Annotated in this window: 19 protein-coding genes; 5 read left to right on the plus strand and 14 right to left on the minus strand. The window is 63.8% G+C overall.

The annotated features are described in order from the left end of the window. Positions 1-132 precede the first annotated feature (132 nt). The 5 genes from AC3RCJ_RS00685 to AC3RCJ_RS00705 all read left to right on the plus strand — a co-directional run bounded on the left by AC3RCJ_RS00685 (position 133) and on the right by AC3RCJ_RS00705 (position 9,417). Entirely contained in the window at positions 133-2,082 is a 1,950-nt protein-coding gene (locus AC3RCJ_RS00685; RefSeq protein WP_492962066.1) for a dipeptidyl-peptidase 5, read from the plus strand. Next, the gene (locus AC3RCJ_RS00690; RefSeq protein ID WP_492962064.1) at positions 2,079-6,260 is read left to right on the plus strand and encodes a DEAD/DEAH box helicase; all 4,182 of its coding nucleotides are present in this window, start codon (positions 2,079-2,081) and stop codon (positions 6,258-6,260) included. The genes AC3RCJ_RS00685 and AC3RCJ_RS00690 overlap by 4 nt, the downstream gene beginning before the upstream one ends. Positions 6,261-6,329: 69 nt before the next feature. Continuing rightward, positions 6,330-6,818 (plus strand): hypothetical protein, encoded by a 489-nt coding sequence (locus AC3RCJ_RS00695; RefSeq protein WP_492962062.1) that lies wholly within the window; start codon positions 6,330-6,332, stop codon positions 6,816-6,818. Between the two features lie 165 nt (positions 6,819-6,983). Next, positions 6,984-8,843, plus strand: coding sequence for a DUF885 domain-containing protein (locus tag AC3RCJ_RS00700; RefSeq protein ID WP_492962161.1), 1,860 nt, complete (start codon positions 6,984-6,986; stop codon positions 8,841-8,843). Positions 8,844-9,015: 172 nt separating this feature from the next. Beyond that, entirely contained in the window at positions 9,016-9,417 is a 402-nt protein-coding gene (locus tag AC3RCJ_RS00705) for a hypothetical protein (RefSeq protein ID WP_492962060.1), read from the plus strand. Between the two features lie 75 nt (positions 9,418-9,492). Here the strand turns inward: AC3RCJ_RS00705 and tatC are convergent, their stop codons facing one another. The 14 genes from tatC to hisG all read right to left on the minus strand — a co-directional run bounded on the left by tatC (position 9,493) and on the right by hisG (position 19,427). Then, on the minus strand, positions 9,493-10,248 hold the full coding sequence (tatC, locus tag AC3RCJ_RS00710) for a twin-arginine translocase subunit TatC (protein WP_492962058.1): 756 nt from the start codon (positions 10,246-10,248) through the stop codon (positions 9,493-9,495). Then, the gene (tatB, locus tag AC3RCJ_RS00715) at positions 10,245-10,778 is read right to left on the minus strand and encodes a Sec-independent protein translocase protein TatB (protein ID WP_492962056.1); all 534 of its coding nucleotides are present in this window, start codon (positions 10,776-10,778) and stop codon (positions 10,245-10,247) included. Before tatB ends, tatC begins: the two co-directional genes overlap by 4 nt. Positions 10,779-10,826: 48 nt before the next feature. Continuing rightward, positions 10,827-11,063, minus strand: a complete 237-nt coding sequence (tatA, locus tag AC3RCJ_RS00720) for a Sec-independent protein translocase subunit TatA (protein ID WP_492962055.1) — start codon at positions 11,061-11,063, stop codon at positions 10,827-10,829. 80 nt (positions 11,064-11,143) lie between these two features. Then, positions 11,144-11,515: a histidine triad nucleotide-binding protein gene (locus tag AC3RCJ_RS00725; protein ID WP_492962054.1), complete on the minus strand. Its 372-nt coding sequence runs from the start codon at positions 11,513-11,515 to the stop codon at positions 11,144-11,146. Positions 11,516-11,531: 16 nt separating this feature from the next. After that, on the minus strand, positions 11,532-11,903 hold the full coding sequence (locus AC3RCJ_RS00730) for a phosphoribosyl-ATP diphosphatase (RefSeq protein ID WP_076569447.1): 372 nt from the start codon (positions 11,901-11,903) through the stop codon (positions 11,532-11,534). After that, on the minus strand, positions 11,900-12,319 hold the full coding sequence (hisI, locus tag AC3RCJ_RS00735) for a phosphoribosyl-AMP cyclohydrolase (RefSeq protein WP_492962159.1): 420 nt from the start codon (positions 12,317-12,319) through the stop codon (positions 11,900-11,902). Before hisI ends, AC3RCJ_RS00730 begins: the two co-directional genes overlap by 4 nt. Before the next feature lie 34 nt (positions 12,320-12,353). After that, entirely contained in the window at positions 12,354-13,115 is a 762-nt protein-coding gene (hisF, locus tag AC3RCJ_RS00740) for an imidazole glycerol phosphate synthase subunit HisF (protein ID WP_492962052.1), read from the minus strand. A 58-nt stretch (positions 13,116-13,173) separates the two neighbouring features. Then, the gene (gene hisA / locus AC3RCJ_RS00745) at positions 13,174-13,947 is read right to left on the minus strand and encodes a 1-(5-phosphoribosyl)-5-[(5-phosphoribosylamino)methylideneamino]imidazole-4-carboxamide isomerase (RefSeq protein WP_492962050.1); all 774 of its coding nucleotides are present in this window, start codon (positions 13,945-13,947) and stop codon (positions 13,174-13,176) included. Positions 13,948-14,002: 55 nt separating this feature from the next. Further along, the gene (gene hisH / locus AC3RCJ_RS00750) at positions 14,003-14,641 is read right to left on the minus strand and encodes an imidazole glycerol phosphate synthase subunit HisH (RefSeq protein WP_492962048.1); all 639 of its coding nucleotides are present in this window, start codon (positions 14,639-14,641) and stop codon (positions 14,003-14,005) included. A gap of 38 nt (positions 14,642-14,679) precedes the next feature. Beyond that, positions 14,680-15,270, minus strand: a complete 591-nt coding sequence (gene hisB / locus AC3RCJ_RS00755) for an imidazoleglycerol-phosphate dehydratase HisB (RefSeq protein WP_492962046.1) — start codon at positions 15,268-15,270, stop codon at positions 14,680-14,682. A 19-nt stretch (positions 15,271-15,289) separates the two neighbouring features. Further along, entirely contained in the window at positions 15,290-16,384 is a 1,095-nt protein-coding gene (gene hisC, locus AC3RCJ_RS00760) for a histidinol-phosphate transaminase (protein ID WP_492962044.1), read from the minus strand. A gap of 33 nt (positions 16,385-16,417) precedes the next feature. Next, positions 16,418-17,404 (minus strand): DNA-methyltransferase, encoded by a 987-nt coding sequence (locus AC3RCJ_RS00765; RefSeq protein WP_492962157.1) that lies wholly within the window; start codon positions 17,402-17,404, stop codon positions 16,418-16,420. Next, the gene (gene hisD / locus AC3RCJ_RS00770; protein ID WP_492962042.1) at positions 17,404-18,729 is read right to left on the minus strand and encodes a histidinol dehydrogenase; all 1,326 of its coding nucleotides are present in this window, start codon (positions 18,727-18,729) and stop codon (positions 17,404-17,406) included. Before hisD ends, AC3RCJ_RS00765 begins: the two co-directional genes overlap by 1 nt. 29 nt (positions 18,730-18,758) lie before the next feature. Beyond that, positions 18,759-19,427 (minus strand): ATP phosphoribosyltransferase, encoded by a 669-nt coding sequence (gene hisG, locus AC3RCJ_RS00775; protein ID WP_070219646.1) that lies wholly within the window; start codon positions 19,425-19,427, stop codon positions 18,759-18,761. Positions 19,428-19,436: the final 9 nt, after the last annotated feature.

Here is a 19,436-nt window from a genome sequence, read left to right on the forward strand (position 1 = left end):
TGCCGCTTTGCAGCATTTGCCGCGCACAGCGACGACTTTCGTTGTGCCGGTCCTTCCATTATGATGATGCACGCCACCGCGCTGCCTGACGCCGCCTGGAGGCCCCTCTTCCCACCACGACACGGAGCCCGCATGACCTCGACCTCATCCCGCACGATTGCCCCCCATGGCACCTGGCCCTCGCCGATCAGCGCCGCGCTGGTTGCCGCCGGCGCCTCGCCGCTGACGCAGCTGGCCCTGGGCGGCGCCGATGGCGGCGACGTGTTCTGGCTGGCCGGGCGCGCCAGCGAGGCGGGCCGCAACACCCTGCTGCGCCAGCGCGGCGCGCGGGTCGATGAACTGACGCCGGCACCGTTCAATGTGCGCAGCCGCGTGCATGAATACGGCGGCGGCGCGTATGCCGTGGCCGGCGAGAGCGTGTATTTCTCGCATTTTGCCGACAACCGCCTGTACCGCGTGGCCGGCGACGGCGCGCCCGAAGCGTTCACCACGGGCGGCAACACGCGCCACGCGGATTTCGTCGTCGATGCGGCCCGTTCCCGCCTGATCGCCGTGCGCGAGCAGCACCCGGATGACGGCCACGCGCATCCCGAGAACAGCCTGGCCGCTGTCGGCTTCGACGGGCGCGAAACGGTGCTGGCGCGCGGCCACGATTTTTATGCGGCGCCGCGCCTGTCGCCGGACGGCAGCCAGCTGGCCTGGATCAGCTGGGACCACCCGCGCCTGCCATGGCAGGGCACGGAACTGTGGCTGGCCGACGTGCACGCGGACGGCACGCTGGGTTCGCCGCGCCTGATCGCCGGCGGCGCGCGCGAGTCGATTTGCCAGCCGGAATGGTCGCCGAACGGCTTGCTGCACTTCGTTTCCGACAGCAGCGGCTGGTGGAACCTGTACCGCCTGCACGGCGCCGACATCGAGGCGCTGTGCCCGATGGAGGCGGAATTTGCCACGCCGCACTGGACCTTTGGCGCCAGCATGTACGGTTTTCTTTCCGACGACGAGATCGTCTGCACATACATCCAGGCCGGCATCAGCTACCTGGCGCAATTGAACGTGGCGGCGGCCAAGCTCGAGCCGATCCCGCACCCGTACCAGGAAATCCGCGAACTGCGCGTGGGCCCCGGCTTCGTCGCGTTGCTGGGCGGCAGCCCCACGATTGCGCTGGAACTGGCGCGCATCGACCTGTCCAACCACGAACTGGAAGTGCTGGCGCAGTCGATCAAAAGCCTGCCCGCGCTGGCCTACCTGTCCGTGCCGCGCAGCTTGAGCTTTCCTAGCAGCAATGGCCGCACGGCCCACGCCTTCTTTTATCCGCCGAAAAATGACGACGTACAGGCGCCTGCGGGAACCTTGCCACCCGTCATCGTCATCAGCCACGGCGGCCCCACCAGCATGGCCAGCAATACCTTGAAACTGGCGACGCAGTACTGGACCAGCCGCGGCATCGGCGTGCTGGACGTCAATTACGGCGGCAGCAGCGGCTTCGGCCGCGAATACCGCGACGCGCTGCGCGGGCAATGGGGCATCGTCGACGTGGAAGACTGCATCGCTGGCGCCCGCTACCTGGCCGCCAGCGGCCTGGCCGACCCCGAGCGCCTGATCGTGCGCGGCGGCAGCGCGGGCGGCCTGACGACCCTGTGCGCCTTGACCTTCCACGACGTCTTCAAGGCCGGCGCCAGCTACTATGGCGTGTCCGACCTGAAAGGCCTGGACGACGATTCGCACAAGTTCGAATCGCGCTACACCGACTACCTGATCGCCCCGCAGCCGCAAGCCGAGGCGCTGTACCGCGAGCGCTCGCCCATCCACCACACGGATAAACTGTCGCGCCCGATGATCTTCTTCCAGGGCCTCGATGACAAGGTGGTGCCGCCGCAGCAGTCGCAGCAGATGGTCGACGCCCTGCAGGCGCGCGGCGTGCCCGTCGCGTATGTACCGCTCGAAGGCGAGGGCCACGGCTTCCGCAAGGCGGAAAACATCGTGCGCACGCTGGAAGCGGAACTGTATTTCTACCAGCGCGTGTTCGGCCTGCCCGTGGCGGCCGGCGAACCGCCCGTGCATATCGCCAACTTGCCCGCATGACCGATCCGCATGCAGACCAGCGCTTGCTGGACGAATTCGCCGCCCTGGAACAGCACGAACAGATGATCCTGGCCTTGCTGGCCATCGCGGGCGAACCGGTGGGCAAGCATGCCGTGTATGAACACTTGCAGCGCGCCAATATCGTCGAGCCGGACGGCACGCCGTTTTCCCTGCTGGTGGTGACCAATATGTTGCAACGGCTGACGCGTCTGGCGCTGGCCAGCGAGGTGGTGGGACGGGGCTTTGCCTGCGAAGCCAGGCTGCGCTGGCCCGCCATGCGCGCCGCCATCGAGCACCTGGCGTTCCGCGACCTGTGCCAGGCCATCGAAACCATCAACCCCGTGCGGCGCAACTGGGATGGCTATGTGGAGCTGCGCAGCTACCGCCAGGGCGTGGCGCGCCTGCGCATCGCCCTCTTGCGCAACGATGAGGTGCGCCAGGTGGCCGCCATCCTGGCCGCCTGCATGGCCTGCTATGAAGCGCAGCAGCTGCATCCGCTGATCGAGATCTTCGGCCGCCCGTTCGAGCCGGAAATGTTGTCTTTCGTCATGCCGCAGCTGCAGGATGACATCCTCGCCGTGCTGCTGGGCAACGCCCCGCGCGAGCCGGCCACGGCGCAAGCCATCCGCGCCTATGCGCGCGCGCACCACGCGCGCCAGGCGGCGGCCGGCGACCATATCGGCGCCGCCCTGCCGCTGGCCCTGGCCGAGGATGCGCTGCTGTGCGGTGAACTCGACGCGGCCGCGCGCTACCTGGCGGGCCAGCAGGGGCCGCAGGCGCTGTTTGTCGACAGCAGCATCGCCCTCTTGCGCGGCGAACATGCGCACGCCGTGGCGGGCTTCGAGACGGCCCTGAAGGGGCTGCGCAAGGAGGCGGGCAAGCGCAAGCTGTGCTTTACGGGCATCGGCGGCCACCTGTATGTGCTGGCCCTGCTGCGCGGCAACGACGCCAAGCTGCTGAAAACGGCGGAAACCTATCTCGACATCGCGCTGCACGCGCAGCCCAACCACGACAGCATCGTCTACCAGCAGTTGAACATGCTGCGCATGGTGCGCGCCGGCGTGCTGCAAGCCGATGCGATCCCCACGCGCAGCTGGGAAACGGGCTTGCAGGCGCAGCTGTTCCAGGCCTTGCTGTACTACTGGCTGGCGCTGCCGCAATTGAGCGAACGCAAGGATCAATTGCGCTTGCTGGTGCAGCAAGCGGACGCGGCCGGCTACGACCTGATCGCGGCGCAGGCGGCCGGCTTGCTGGGCTTGCTGGGCGAGCCGCAGCAGGAGCGCTATGCCACCTCAAAACGGGCGCAGCACGGCTTGACGGACATGGCGCCGTGGTTCGAGCGCCAGGAAGCGTGGCAGCGCCAGCTGAGCGCCCTGATCAACCTGCAGCAGAACGCGCCGGCCGAAGCGCTGGGCGGCGTCTCGCGCCTGGTGTGGCTGGTGGCGTTCGACCCGCGTTTCGGCTTGACGGCCGTGGAAGTGCGCGAGCAGAAACGCGATGCGCGCGGCGGCTGGAGCAAGGGCCGCGCCATGGGCCTCAAACGCCTGGCCGAAGAGGCGGGCGACATCGATTTCCTCACGCCGCAGGATGCGCGCGCGGCGGGCAGCATCGCGCCGTTCAAGCAGTACTATTCATCGGCGCCGCGCTATGAGATCGAGCTCGACAAGGCTGCCGTGCTGCTGGTGGGCCACCCGCTCGTGTTCTGGCTCGACCATCCCGACACGCGCGTGGAACTGATCGCCGGCGCACCCGAGCTGCTGATCAAGTCGCACGAGGGGCAGCTGTGGCTGGGCATGCAGCCGCCCTTGCCCGACAACGGCGGCAATGTCGTGGTGCAGCGCGAAACGCCGACGCGCCTGCGCGTGGTGCACATCCTCGACGAGCACCGGCGCATCGGCGCCATCGTGGGCCTGGGCCTGTCCGTGCCCCTGCATGCGGAAAAGCAAGTCATGCAGGCCATCGGCGCCATTTCGTCCATGGTCACCGTGCAATCGGACATCGGCGGCGGCGCCGGCGACGCGGAAGTCATCACGGCCGACCACCGCCTGCACGTGCATTTGCTGCCCTACCAGCAGGGATTGAAAATGCAGATCTTGGTCCGCCCCCTGCTCGACAACGGCGCCTATTACGCGCCGGGCAGCGGCGCCGAAAGCGTGTTTGCCGACGTGGCGGGCCGGGCCGTGCAAGCGCGGCGCGACCTGAACGCGGAACGCGAAGCGCAGCGCCAGCTGATCGGACGCTGCCTGGTGCTGGAAGAGGCGGAAGAAGAGCATGGCGAGTGGCTGCTGGGCCAGCCCGCGCTGGGCCTGCAATTGCTGGTGGAGCTGCAGGCGCTCGATCCCGCTGGCATGGTATTGGCGTGGCCCGAAGGCGAAACCATGCGCGTGTCGAAACGCATCGACAGCGGCCAGATGCGCCTGAACATCAAGAGCGAAAAGGACTGGTTTGCCGCCAGCGGCGAAGTGCAGATCGATGAAGACAAGGTGATGGATTTGCGCGCCCTGCTCGATTTGATGCAGAACAATAAAAGCCGCTTCGTGGCCCTGGGCGACAACCAGTTCCTCGCCCTCAGCGACGAGCTGCACCGCCGCCTGTCGGAACTGGCCGCGTATGGCGAGGCGCATGCCGACGGCGTGCACATCCACCCGCTGGCCGCGTTTGCGCTGGAAGAGCTGGCCAACGATGCGGGCGGCGTGCAGGCCGACAAACTGTGGCGCGAACACCTGCTGCGCCTGCGCGCCCTCGACGACTATCAGCCGCAGCTGCCCAGCACCCTGCAGGCCGACCTGCGCGACTACCAGCTGGCCGGCTACGAGTGGCTGGCGCGCTTGGCGCACTGGGGCGTGGGCGCCTGCCTGGCCGACGACATGGGCTTAGGAAAAACCTTGCAGGCGCTGGCGCTGATCCTGGCGCGCGCGCCCAACGGCCCCACCTTGGTCGTCGCCCCCACGTCCGTGTGCATGAACTGGATCAGCGAGGCGCAGCGTTTCGCGCCGACCTTGAAGGTGAAACTGTTCGGCAGCGGCGACCGCGCCGACATGCTCGACACCTTGCAGCCGTTCGACGTGGTGGTGGCCAGCTATGGCTTGCTGCAGCAGGAAGCAGCGCTGTTTGCCGGCGTGCGCTGGCATACCATCGTGCTCGACGAAGCGCAGGCGATCAAGAATGGCGCCACCAAGCGCTCGCAAGCCGTGATGGCCTTGCAAGGCGATTTCCGCATGGTGGCCAGCGGCACGCCGCTGGAAAACCACCTGGGCGAACTGTGGAATCTGTTCCGTTTTATTAACCCGGGCTTGCTGGGCACCCTCGACCAGTTCAATTTGCGCTTTGCCGGACCGATCGAAAAGGATCAGGACAAGCGGGCGGCGGCCGGCGCGCGCTTGCGCCTGCGCCGCCTGATCGCGCCGTTCATCCTGCGCCGGACAAAAACGCAAGTGCTGTCAGAATTGCCTTCGCGCACGGAAATCGTGCTGGAAGTGCAACTGTCGCCGCAGGAAACGGCGCTGTACGAATCCTTGCGCCGCGAAGCGCTGGAAAAGCTGGCCATGGTGGAAGGGCCGGCCTCGAAAAAAGCCATCCAGATCCTGGCCGAGATCATGAAGCTGCGCCGCGCCTGCTGCAATCCGCAGCTGGTGGCGCCCGAGCTGGGCCTGGCCAGCAGCAAGCTGGCCGCCTTCGCCGAACTGCTGTCGGGCTTGCTGGAAAACCGCCACAAGGTGCTCGTCTTCAGCCAGTTCGTCGACCATTTGACCCTCATCCGCAAGCACCTGGAGCAGCATGGCGTCAGTTACCAGTATCTCGATGGCAGCACGCCCATGCAGGAGCGCAAGCGCCGCGTGGACGCCTTCCAGGCGGGCGACGGCGACGTCTTCCTGATCAGCCTGAAGGCGGGCGGCATGGGCATCAACCTGACGGCGGCCGACTACGTGATCCACATGGACCCGTGGTGGAACCCGGCCGTGGAAGACCAGGCCTCGGACCGCGCCCACCGCATGGGGCAATTGCGTCCCGTCACCATTTACCGGCTGGTGGCCAAGCACACGATCGAGGAAGGCATCGTCGAATTGCACCAGCACAAGCGCGACCTGGCCGACAGTTTATTGGAAGGCAGCGACGCGGCCGCGCGCATGTCGGCGGGCGACATGCTGGGCATGCTGCAGGAGGGCTTGAAGCGATGAGATTGAAAAAATGAGCGGCGCCACCGCGTTCCATGCGATGATCGTTTTTCCCTGTTTTGATGCCACTTCATGACCGACCATATCGCCACCAGCGCCGGCCAGCGCGCCACCTTTTTGTGCGGCAAATCCTGGACCGCCTACGTCAGCACTTTCCTCATCGCCGTGCTGCTGTTCTTTGCCGCCCTGCCGCTGGCCTTCAAGTACAACGCGCGCGCCGCCTTCGTGGTGCTGATCGGCTCGGCGCTGATCGTCGGCTACCGCCTGCTGACCATCCGCAGCGTACAGCTGTATTACGACGAGGCGGGCGTGTGGCTGGCCGCCGGCATCTTGCCGTGGAAAAAGAAACTGACGGGCGTGAAATGGCGCGACATGGATGAAGCCGTCTATGAAACAAACTTCTGGAGCTGGCTGTTCCAGTCCTATACGGTGCGCGTCAACCAGCGCTATACGCAAGAGACGGAAATCCTCGCCAGCGGCATGGCGCGCGGCAAGGATGCCGTGGCCAGCCTGAATGCGCGCCACCAGGAGCTGCTGCGCGGCAGCGCCATCGTCGTCTAGGCAGGGCCGCCGCGCAAAAAACTGCGCAAGCGCGGCGATTGATGCTAATCTTTGGGCCGCCCAGGCAAGCAATCCCAACCTTTCAATAGTTGTTTGTTACTTATATTATCAGTTTATTATTAACTGATTTTTACAAATAACCAAATAATCAAGAGATCAATCATGCTGATAAGAAATAAAGTTGCGCTCGCCGCATTGATGATGGCCTTTACCCTGACACCTGCCAGCGCCGCCAAGAAGCCGCACAAGCAAGGCAAGGCAACGAGCAGCAGCAGCAAGAAGAAAGCCGTCGTCCAGAAAGCGGCCGTCGTCGGAGCGGCCACGGCCGCCACGGCCGCCGCCGTCGCCGGCGAAAACAGCCGCGACCGCGCGATGAATAACCTGAGCGGCCAGTTCCTGACGGCCCTGTGGCGCCTGGACCCGGAAAGCGCTATTGCTGCTGGCAAATACGACGGCGCCGCCAACCTGAGCATTCCCGATGCCGCCAGCCGCCAGAAGCAGCTCGCCTTCATCGAAGAATGGCTGGGCAAATTCGGCAAGCTCGATGCGAGCAAAATGTCGGACAAGCAACGTACCGACCTGGCCCTGCTGATGAACAAGCTGCAATCGGACCGCTGGTACCTGACCACCTTCCGCGAATTCGAATGGAATCCCGCCCAGTACAACGTGGCCGGCTCCATCGATTTCATCCTCAATACGGAATACGCCTCGCAGCCGCAGCGCCTGCGCACCCTGCTCAAGCGCATCGCCACCGTGCCGCAATACTATGCGGCCGCGCGCGCCAGCATCCACCAACCGACGCGCGAACACACGCAGCTGGCCATCGCCCAGAGCACCGGCGTGCTCAGCGTGCTGGACGACCTGAACAAGGCGGCGCAAGCCTCCATCCTGACGCCGACGGAAAAGCAGTTGTACAACACCCGCGTCACGGCCGCCCGCACGGCCGTGCAAGGCTACGCCGCCTGGCTGGGCGAGCAGGATGCGGCGCTGGCGCAGAACGGCAATGCGCGCTCCTTCCGCATCGGCAAGGAGTTGTATGAGCAAAAGTTTGCCTACGATATACAGGCCAGCGTCAGTGCCGAGCAGATGTACCAGAAGGCCCTGGCCGCGCGCGAAAAGCTGCTCGAGCATATGGACAGCCTGTCCGACGAGCTGTGGGTAAAAACCATGGGCAATACGGCCAAGCCGGCGGACCGCACGGCGAAGATCGGCATGGTGATCGACAAGCTCTCCAGCAAGCACGTGGCGGCCGCCGATTTCGTGCCGGAAATCCGCCGCCAGATCCCGGAACTGCAGGAATGGGTGACCAGCCACAACCTGCTGACCATGGACCCGAAAAAGCTGCTGGTCGTGCGTGAAACCCCCGCTTACCAGCGCGGCGTGGCCGGCGCCAGCATCGAGGCGCCCGGTCCCTACCGTCCGCAGGACCGCACCTATTACAACGTGACGCCGCTCGATGGCGAAACGCCGGAACAGGCGGAAAGCAGCTTGCGCGAATACAACCACTGGATCTTGCAGATCCTGAATATCCACGAAGCCATCCCCGGCCATTACACGCAGCTCGTGTATGCCAACAAGTCACCGTCGCTGGTCAAGTCCATCTTCGGCAATGGCGCCATGATCGAAGGCTGGGCCGTGTATGGCGAGCGCATGATGCTCGAATCGGGCTATGGCAACAACGCGCCGGAAATGTGGCTGATGTATTCGAAGTGGAACTTGCGCAGCGTCACCAACACCATCCTCGATTACAGCGTGCACGTGCTGGGCATGACGGAAGCACAGGCGCTGGACCTGCTGACGCGCCAGGCCTTCCAGACCAAGCGCGAAGCAACGGAAAAATGGCGCCGCGTGCAGCTGAGTTCGGTACAGCTGACCAGCTATTTCAGCGGCTACAGCGAAATCATGGACTTGCGCGAGCAGCGCAAGCAAGCCTTGGGCAGCAAGTTCGTGCTGAAGGATTTCCATGAGCAATTCCTCAGTTATGGCAGCGCGCCCGTGAAAGTCATCAAGGAGTTGATGAATTAACTGGCGCTCGCCATCCACTTGCACAGGGCGCCGCGGCGCCCTTTTTGCATGCGTTTGCGCCGCCGCAAACCAAGGGCATCCAGGCCCATTAAGCTGACGGGAAGGCAGGCGCCACCGCACTCCCCACTGGCAATTGCCGATTTTTCTGCTACGGTGATAGTCAGGAGCGTCCATGCATATGCCGATCCAGTTCGACACCCTCGATTACGCCAAACGCCTCGCCTCGGCAGGCGTGCCCACGCAGCAGGCAGAAGCCCATGCGGCGGCCTTGGGCGAGGTGCTGGGGTCGGCCGTCGTCGTGCATGGCGAACTGGCGGCGCTGGAGCGCACTCTGCTGGGGGAAATCAAGCTGGTGTCGCAGAACGTCGAGACCAAGGGAGGCGCCCTGGAGATGAAGATCGATGCGCTGGAACTCAGGCTCGACACCAAAATAGATGCGCTGGAGCAAAAATTCGACGCCCGCCTGGAGCGCCTGGACTTGCGCCAGGGCGCGGACATGAAACACGTGTACTGGATGATGAGCACCTTGATCCTGCTCAACCTGGGCATCCTCAGCAAACTGATGCTGCAGTAAGCGCCCGCCCACAATGCAAAAGCCGCTGCTCCCGGGGGAGATCAGCGGCTTTTGCTTGTGAGCAGAGCAGAGCGTCTAGGACGCCTCTTCCGGCGCCTGCGTGGCCTTGACGAAGATGGGCGCCACCAGCAGGCCCAGTTCGAACAGCAGGCACATGGGGATGGCCAGCGAGAACTGGCTGACCACGTCCGGCGGCGTGACGATGGCGGCGACGACGAAGGCGCCGACGATCACGTAGGGGCGGATTTCCTTGAGTTTCGCGATGGAAACCAGCCCCATGCGCACGAGGATCACCACCACCACGGGCACTTCGAAGGTGGCACCGAAGGCCAGGCACATCGACATGACGAAATCGAGGTAGTTTTCGATATCCGGGGTCACCGCGATCGACGATGGCGAAAAGTCGCTGATGAAGTGGAACACGCGGCCAAACACAAAGAAATAACAGAAGGCCACGCCGGCCATGAACAGCAGCGACGAGGAAATGACCAGCGGCGCGATCAAACGCTTTTCATGCGTGTACAGGCCGGGCGCGATGAAGGCCCACATCTGGTACAGCACCCAGGGCAAGGCGACGATGAAGGCGATCACCAGGGTGACCTTCATCGGCACCAGGAAGGGCGAAATGACGCCGGTGGCGATCATTTTCGAGCCGGCCGGCAGCGAGGCGATCATCGGCGCGGCGATAAAATCGTAGATATGCGAAGGGCCGGGCCAATAGAACAGCACGGCGCAAACGACGGCGATGCCGATCGAGGCCTTGACCAGGCGGTTGCGCAGCTCGACCAGATGCGAGATAAAAGTTTCTTCCACCGGGGATTTGCTACTCATGAGTAAAAGGAGGAGGAACTGGCGCGCGGACGGAAGCGCGCCACGCGGGCGGCGGCCGACTGCACGTGCATCTTGCCGCCATGGCGCTGCTTGTACCAGCCAGGGACGGCCGCATTGCGCACCAGCTTCTTGCGGCGGAATTCGCGCGCCTTGCGGGCCAGGTCATCGTTGGTGGCGCGCAGCATGGCTTCATGGGCATCGTGATGCCCCTCATACGCACTGGAATCGCCGCGCCAGGCGTTTTCCACCTCGGCCAGGTTGCCGGCGATCGAATTTTCCACGCCATGCATGGATTTCTCCACGCTTTGCTTGACGGAATGGGCCGCATCCTGCACTTCCTTCTGCAGGTTCTTCAGCTCTTCCAGCTCGATTTCGCGCGAGACTTCGGATTTCACCTGGTTCAGGTAGCGTTGCGCGCGGCCATACAGGGTACCGGCCATGCGCGCCACTCTCGGCAGCTTTTCCGGGCCGATGACTATCAGTGCAACCACGCCGATGATGGCGATTTTAGAGAGACCGAGATCGATCATAAGCGTACAAGTGCGTCTACCGGGCGGGCCAGGGGCGCCGCCACGCTATCAGAACTTGCTTTTCTCTTTCGTGTCGACGTCGATCGTGCTTTTATCGGCCACTTGCGATGGCGCGGCAGGAGGGGTATTGGCTGCCGGCGCATCATCTTCGCCCTTGACGCCATCCTTGAAGCCTTTGACGGCCTTGCCGATATCACCGCCGATATTGCCCAGTTTCTTGGTGCCGAAGACCAGCATCACAATGACCAGAACGATCAGCCAGTGCCAAATACTCAATGAACCCATCACATTCTCCTTGCGGGACGGTGCCCGAATAGCGTCAACCAATGCGGCTAGTATACACGCGAACCCGGCGCACGGCGAAATCAGTGCTGGCCGCGCCAGGGGCGGGGGCCGCCATACACGTGCATGTGCAGGTGATATACCTCTTGCCCGCCGTTCGGGCCGCTGTTGATCATGGTCTTGAAGCCGCCGGCAGGCGTGCCATCGGCGTCATAGCTGACGGCGCAGCCGAACTCGGCAGCTAACTTCGGCGCCAGGCGCAGCAGCTTGCCCAGCACTTCCGTATGGCTGTCGTCGCAGTCGGACAGGCTGGCCACGTGGCGCTTCGGGATCAACAGCAGGTGCACGGGCGCGGCCGGGTTGATGTCCTTGAAGGCCAGCAAGTCCTCGTCTTCATAGACTATGCTCGAAGGAATTTGTTTTGCAGCAATCTTGCAGAAAATACAGTTATCCATGCAGGCTCCAGTCAAGTCAGTGTTTGTCCGCTTCGCCGGCGTCGCGCAGCTCGTCCTTGCGCGCCGCCTTTTCCTCGAGGCCGGACAGGCCTTCGCGGCGCGCCAGCTCGTCGAGCACCTGCTGCGGCGTCAGGTCGAACTGCGCCAGCATCACCAGCGAATGGAACCACAGGTCGGCGCACTCGTACAGCACCTTCGACGGGTCGTTGTCGCGGCGCGCATCCTTGGCGGCCATCACCGTTTCCGTCGCTTCCTCGCCGATTTTTTTCAAAATGGCATCATCGCCCTTGGCAAACAGGCGCGCCACATACGAGGTGGCGGGATCGCCGCCGTTGGCCAGCTTGCGTGATTCGATCACGGCGGCCAGGCGCTTCAAGGTTTCACTCATTTGTTCTTGGTTTCCGCATAAATCGTTTCAGGGTCCTTCAGCACCGGCTCGGTGACTTGCCACTCGCCTGTTTTCTCGTCGCCTTCGAACTTCTGGAAGAAGCACGAATGGCGGCCCGTATGGCAGGCGATGCCGCCGGCCTGCTCGATTTTCAGCAAGACCACGTCTTCGTCGCAGTCGAGGCGAATTTCCAGCACCTTTTGCGTGTGGCCCGACTCTTCGCCCTTGTGCCAGAGTTTCTTGCGCGAACGGCTCCAGTACACGGCTTCGCCCAGTTCCACCGTGCGCGCCAGCGCGTCGCGGTTCATCCAGGCGAACATCAGCACGTCGTTGCTGCCCGCTTCCTGCGCGATCACGGGCACCAGGCCGTGCTCGTCCCACTTGACCTTTTTCAGCCACTTTGCATTGCTTGCCACGATAGTTCCGTTCTGCATGTTATTCCTATCCTCGTCAGGCCAGGCGCATGGGGATGCCCTGCCGCGCCATGAACTGCTTGGCTTCCTGCACCGTATGCTGGCCATAATGGAAGATGCTGGCGGCCAGCACCGCATCGGCCTTGCCGATCTTGATGCCGTCGGCCAGGTCCTGCAAGCCGCCCACGCCGCCCGAGGCGATCACGGGTATGCCGACCGCATCGGACACGCCGCGCGTCAGGCCCAGGTCGAAGCCCACCTTGGTGCCATCGCGGTCCATGCTGGTGAGCAAGATTTCACCGGCGCCCAGGCTTTCCATTTTACGCGCCCATGCGAAGGCGTCCAGGCCCGTGGCGTTGCGCCCGCCATGGGTAAACACTTCCCACTTGCCGGGCGAGACCTGCTTGGCGTCGATGGCCACGACGATGCATTGCGAGCCGTGTTTTTGCGATGCCTCAAACACCAGCTGGGGATTCGTCACGGCCGAAGTATTGATGCTGACCTTGTCGGCGCCCGCATTGAGCAGGCGGCGCACGTCTTCCACCACGCGCACGCCGCCGCCCACGGTCAACGGGATGAACACTTGCGAGGCCACCGCTTCGATGATGTCGAAGATCAAGCCGCGATTGTCGCTCGAGGCGGTAATATCGAGGAAGGTGATTTCATCGGCGCCCTGCTCGTCATAGCGGCGGGCGATCTCGACCGGGTCGCCCGCGTCGCGCAATTGCGTGAAATTGACGCCTTTGACGACGCGGCCATTGGTCACGTCGAGGCAGGGGATGATTCGTTTTGCAAGCATGATGGTATCCAGATTGTCGCCGGGCCGGGGCACGCAGGCGCGCCCCGGCCGGGCTGGCTTAATTGGCGGCGTCGGTCAGCTCGTCGGCGCGTTCCTGCGCCTGCGCCAGGTCGATCGTGCCTTCATAGATGGAACGGCCGCAGATCACGCCTTCGATGCCTTCGGCCTGGACCGCGCACAGCGCTTCCACGTCGCCGATATTGTGCAGGCCGCCCGAGGCGATGACGGGAATCTTGACGGCTTGCGCCAGCTTGACGGTGGCGTCGATATTGATGCCGCCCATCATGCCGTCGCGGCCGATATCCGTGTAGATGATCGATTCAACGCCATAGGCCTCGAATTTCTTGGCCAGGTCGATCACTTCATGGCCCGACATCTTGCTCCAGCCATCGGTTGCCACTTTGCCATCTTTCGCATCGAGACCGACGATGATGTGGCCCGGGAAGGCGCCGCAGGCATCGTGCAGGAAGCCGGGGCTTTTCACGGCCGCCGTGCCGATGATGATGTAGGTGATGCCGGCGTCCAGGTAGCGCTCGATGGTGTCGAGGTCGCGGATGCCGCCGCCCAGTTGCACGGGGATTTCCTCGATGTCGTTTTCCAGTGCGAAATCCTGCACGGCCTTCAGGATGGCCTTCACGGCGCCTTCGTTCTTCGGCTTGCCGGCAAAGGCGCCGTTCAGGTCGACCAGGTGCAGCCGCCGCGCGCCTTGCATCAGCCAATGGCGGGCCATTTCAGCGGGGTCTTCGGAAAATACGGTGGCAAGTTCCATATCACCTTGTTTCAGGCGTACGCAGTGACCGTCTTTCAGGTCGATGGCGGGAATGAGCAGCATGGTCAGTGTGGTTTAAAAGTGAGTGAGAAGCGGAAAAAAAGCCGGAGAGTCAACGTCAAGGTTGCCAGTGAACGAAGTTCTTGTACAGCTGCAAACCAGCGGCAGCGCTTTTTTCAGGATGGAACTGTGTCGCGAAAATATTATCACGCGCGACGGCACAGGCGAAGGGCGCGCCATAGACAGTCTCGCCGACCGTGTGCGCGGCCACTTGAGGTTGAGCAAAATAGCTGTGCACAAAGTAAAAATAGGCGTTGTCGGCAATGCCATCCCACATGGCATGGGACGCCGTCTGCCGCACTTGGTTCCAGCCCATTTGCGGCACCTTGAAGCGCGAACCGTCTTCCTGCACCTGGCCGTCGAGCTGGAAACGCACGACTTTGCCTGGCAGCAAGCCCAAGCCGGCCGCATCGCCCTCTTCGCTGCCGTCGAACAGCATCTGCTCGCCGATGCACACGCCCAGCACGGGCTTGCTGTCAGCGGCGCGCAGCAGCGCCTCCAATACGCCCGATTCGCGCAGGCTGCGCATGCAGTCCGGCATGGCGCCCTGGCCCGGCAAGACGATGCGGTCGGCGCTGTCGATGTCTTGCGCCAATCCGGAAATGCGCACATCGGCTTCCGGCGCGACGGCACGCAGCGCTTGCGCCACCGAGCGCAAATTGCCCATGCCGTAATCCACCACCACAATTTTATTCATGTTTGATCTCGGAATCTACAATGTATCCAGCCGGCGCCTTACAGGCTGCCCTTGGTCGATGGAATGATGCCGGCCGCCCGCTCGTCGAGCTCGGCAGCCATGCGCAGCGCGCGGCCAAAGGCCTTGAACACGGTTTCGCACTGGTGGTGGGCATTCGTGCCGCGCAAGTTGTCGATATGCAATGTCACGCCCGCATGGTTGACGAAGCCGCGGAAAAATTCCAGCGTCAGGTCGACGTCGAAGCCGGCGATCATGGCGCGCGTAAACGGGATGTGGTATTCGATGCCAGGGCGGCCCGAGAAATCGAGCACCACGCGCGACAGCGCCTCGTCCAGCGGCACGTAGGCGTGGCCATAGCGGCGGATGCCCTTCTTGTCGCCGATGGCCTTGGCCACGGCCATGCCCAGGGTGATGCCCACGTCTTCCACCGTATGGTGGTTGTCGATATGCACGTCGCCCGTCGCTTCGATATCGAGGTCGATCAAGCCGTGGCGGGCGATCTGGTCCAGCATATGGTCGAGGAAGGGCACGCCGGTGTTCAGCGTTTGCTGGCCGGTGCCGTCCAGGTTGAGGGCGACGCGAACTTGCGTCTCGTTGGTGTTACGCGTGATTTCTGCGGTGCGGTTCATGGGAGGCTCTGGCGATAGGCTAAACGAGGGATGCCTTGAAGGCATCGTAAAAAAGGGAATTCTCTTCCGGAGTGCTGACGCTGATGCGCAGGCAATTGGCCAGCACAGCATGCATTTTACTCATATTTTTAATTAAAACCCTGTGGGAAAGCAGTTTTGCATAAACATCGTCGGAATCAGCCACACGAATCAAGAGAAAATTCGCCTTCGAGGGAAAGACCGTCACCCCCGGCAGTTCCGCCAGGCGCAGCGCCAGTTCGTCGCGCGCGCTGTTGAGCAAGTCCGCCTGCGCATTGAGCACGTCGAGGTGCTCGAGCGCGAATTCGGCCGCCGCCTGCGTCAGCACATTCACGTTATACGGCGGACGCACTTTCTCGAACTGCGCCAGCAGGGCCGGCGCGGCCGACATGTAGCCGAGGCGGATGCCGGCCAGGCCCAGTTTCGACACGGTACGCATCACCACCAGGTTCCCGAATTCGGGCAGGCGGCCCATGAAGCTGCGCTGCGCGAACGGCTCGTACGCCTCGTCGACGACGGCGATGCCCGTGTCGCCCAGGGCGGCGAGGATGCGCTCGATGTCGGCGCTGGCAAACAGGTTGCCCGTCGGGTTGTTCGGATAGGCGAGGAAGACCAGCGCCGGGCGGTGCTGTTCAATCGCCGCCAGCATGGCCGGCATGTCCAGCGTGAAATCGGCATTCAAGGGCACGCCGACGAAGTCCATGCCGGCAAACTGCGCCGAACGCGCATACATGACGAAGGCCGGCACGGGCGCCAGCAGCACGGCGCGCTGGCCCGGCTCCTGGCGGGCGCAGGCCATGGCCAGGATGGAGATCAGCTCATCGGAGCCGTTGCCCAGCATGACGTCATAGCCGGCCGGCACGCCCAGTTTGGCACAGATGGCCGCCTTCAGGCTGGCGTACGACGGCGGATAGCGGTTCAGCGCCACGCCGGCCAGGCGCGCGCCCAGTTCCTCGCGCAGCTGCGGCGGCAGCGGATACGGGTTTTCCATCGCATCGAGCTTGATGTAGCCGCTGGCATCGGGCACATGGTAGCCGTTGATGTCACGCACGTCGGGCCGCACGGTATTGCTGATTAACTGGTCGAGGAAAGACATGCTGCAAACACTCCTGATGAAATTTAATGGAGACTAAACGACGACGTCTTCCGGCACGCTAGCGCTGCGCGCCTTGCGAACCGGCGCTTTTTTCACGGCGGGCGGCTTTTTCGCCGTTGCCGGCTTCTTCACCGCCGCCGGCTTCTTGCTGGCCGCCTTGGCGGCCTTTGGCGCGGCGCTGGTCGCGGCGGCACGGCGCTTGGCCGGCGCCTTCTTTTCCGCCTTCGGCGCGGCCGGTGCGGCCAGCTCCTGCGCCAGCGCAGCCAGGCGCTGCTCGATGATGGCGCAATAGTCGGGGTTCAGTTCGAAACCGACGAAATCGCGCCCGCAGCGCTTCGCCGCCAGGGCCGTGGTGCCGCTGCCCATGAACAGGTCGAGCACCACGCCGCCGGGCGGGCACGAGGCCTTGAGCATGCGCTCGATGATTTCGAGCGGCTTCTGGGTCGGGTGGTCGGCCCGTTCCGGGTGTTCCTTGTGCAGGCGCGACACGCTCCACAAGTCTTTCGGGTTGTAGCCCACTTCCAGCCATTTGGCGCCGATGAAGATCGAGCGCGAACGGGCTTTCTTGGTGGCCGCGTCGTAGGCGATGCGCACCGCGTCGAGGTCGAAGTAGTAATCCTTGCGCTTGACGAAGAAGCCGATGGTATCGTGCACCGATGAAAAGCTGCGCACGCTGCCGCCCATGGACGGCACGCGGCGGTCCCAGATGATTTCATTCATCATCGCCATGCGCTGTTTCAGCATGACGAAGATCTCCGGCGAATAGCGCCAGGTGAGAAAGATATACAGGCTGCCGTTGGCTTTCAGCTTGGGCAGGGCCGCATCGATCCACTGCTCCGTCCAGCGCAGGTAGTCGGCCACCGACTGCTGGTCCGAGGCATTGCCGTAATCCTTGCCCAGGTTGTACGGCGGGTCCGTCAGGATCAGGTCCACCGAGCCATCGGGAATACGCGCCAGCCCCGCCAGCGCGTCTTCGCAATACACCCGGTTGACCCAGTCCGGCCGCTCCGCCGTTGCCATCATGGCTGCGGCTTCAGACGCAGTTCGGCGCTGCGCGCGTGCGCCTGCAAGCCTTCGCCATACGCCAGCGTGGCGGCGACGCGGCCCAGGGTCTGCGCACCCGCCTCGCTGACGTGGATGATGGACGAGCGCTTCTGGAAGTCGTACACGCCCAGCGGCGACGAAAAGCGCGCCGTGCGCGAGGTCGGCAGCACGTGATTGGGACCGCAGCAATAGTCGCCCAGCGATTCGGACGAAAAACGGCCCAGGAACATGGCGCCCGCGTGGCGGATTTTATCTGCCCACTGCTGCGGATGCTCCGCCGAGATTTCCAGGTGCTCGGCGGCGATGGCATTGGCGATCTCGCAAGCCTCTTCCATGCTGCGCACCTTGATCAGGGCGCCGCGGTCGGCCAGCGAGGTGCTGATGGTGGCCTGGCGCGGCATCGTCGGCAGCAGCCTGGCGATGCTCGCTTCCACTTGCGCGATGTAGGCGGCGTCGGGGCACAGCAGGATGGCCTGCGCCAGTTCGTCGTGCTCGGCCTGCGAAAACAGGTCCATGGCGACCCAGTCCGGGTCCGTCGTGCCGTCGCACAGCACGAGGATTTCCGACGGCCCGGCGATCATGTCGATGCCGACGATGCCGAACACGCGGCGCTTGGCGGCGGCCACATAGGCGTTGCCGGGGCCGACGATTTTATCCACAGCGGCGATCGTCTGCGTGCCGTAGGCCAGCGCGCCGACGGCTTGCGCGCCGCCGATGGTGATCACGCGCGTCACGCCCGCGATCGCGGCGGCGGCCAGCACCATCTGGTTTTTCACGCCATCGGGCGTCGGCACCACCATGATGATCTCGCCCACGCCCGCCACGTGCGCGGGAATGGCGTTCATCAGCACGGACGACGGATACGCGGCCTTGCCGCCCGGGACGTAGATGCCGACCCGGTCCAGCGGCGTGATCTTCTGCCCCAGCACCGTGCCATCGGGCTCGGTGTAGCTAAAACCGCGCAGTTCTTCGCGCTGGCGTTCGTGGAAGGCGCGGATGCGCTGCGCGGCGATCTGCAGCGCCTCGCGCTGGGCCGACGGCAGGCCGTTCAGGGCCGCCTGCAGTTCGGCTTGCGAAATATCAAAGGCCGCCATTTCCGCCGCGCCGCCATGCGGGATGCGGTCGAAACGGTTGGTGTATTCCAGCACGGCGGCGTCGCCGCGCGTTTTCACGTCGGCCAGGATTTTTGCGACCGACGTTTCAATCGCCGCATCGGTGCCCGCCTCGAACGCCAGCAAGGTGTCGAGCGATTGTTGGAAACCATCCTGGCTTGAATCGAGCTTGCGTATCTGTATCGGCATAATCGGCTTTCTGCTACTGAATGTGTTGTCTAGGCTTGCGAGGCGCGTTCAAACGCCTCGATAATCGGCTGCAAGCGCTCGCGCTTGAGCTTTAATGCCGCCTGGTTGACCACCAGGCGCGACGAGATTTCCATGATGTGCTCGACCTCGACGAGGTTGTTCGCGCGCAAAGTGCTGCCCGTGCTGACCAGGTCGACGATGGCGTCCGACAGGCCGACCAGAGGCGCCAGCTCCATCGAGCCATACAGCTTGATCAGGTCGACGTGCACGCCCTTGGCGGCGAAGTGCTCGCGCGCCGTGTGCACGAACTTGGTGGCCACGCGCAGGCGCGCGCCCTGGTGCACGGCCTTTTCATAGTCAAAGCCGGCCTGCACCGCCACCGACATGCGGCAGGAAGCGATATTCAGGTCGATCGGCTGGTACAGGCCTTCGCCGCCGTGTTCGAGCAGGACATCCTTGCCCGCCACGCCGAAATCGGCCGCGCCGTACTGCACGTAGGTCGGCACGTCGCTGGCGCGCACGATGATCACGCGCACGTTCGGATCGTTGGTGGCCAAGATCAGCTTGCGCGAAGTCTCCGGGTTTTCCAGCACCTTGATGCCGGCCGCTTCCAGCAGCGGCATGGTGTCCTCAAAAATGCGGCCCTTTGACAGCGCCAGGATCAGCTGGGAGCTGTCACCGTTGTTCGATCCGTTCATGCTCGTTCC

The organism is Janthinobacterium sp. GW822-FHT07H11, assembly GCF_058798615.1.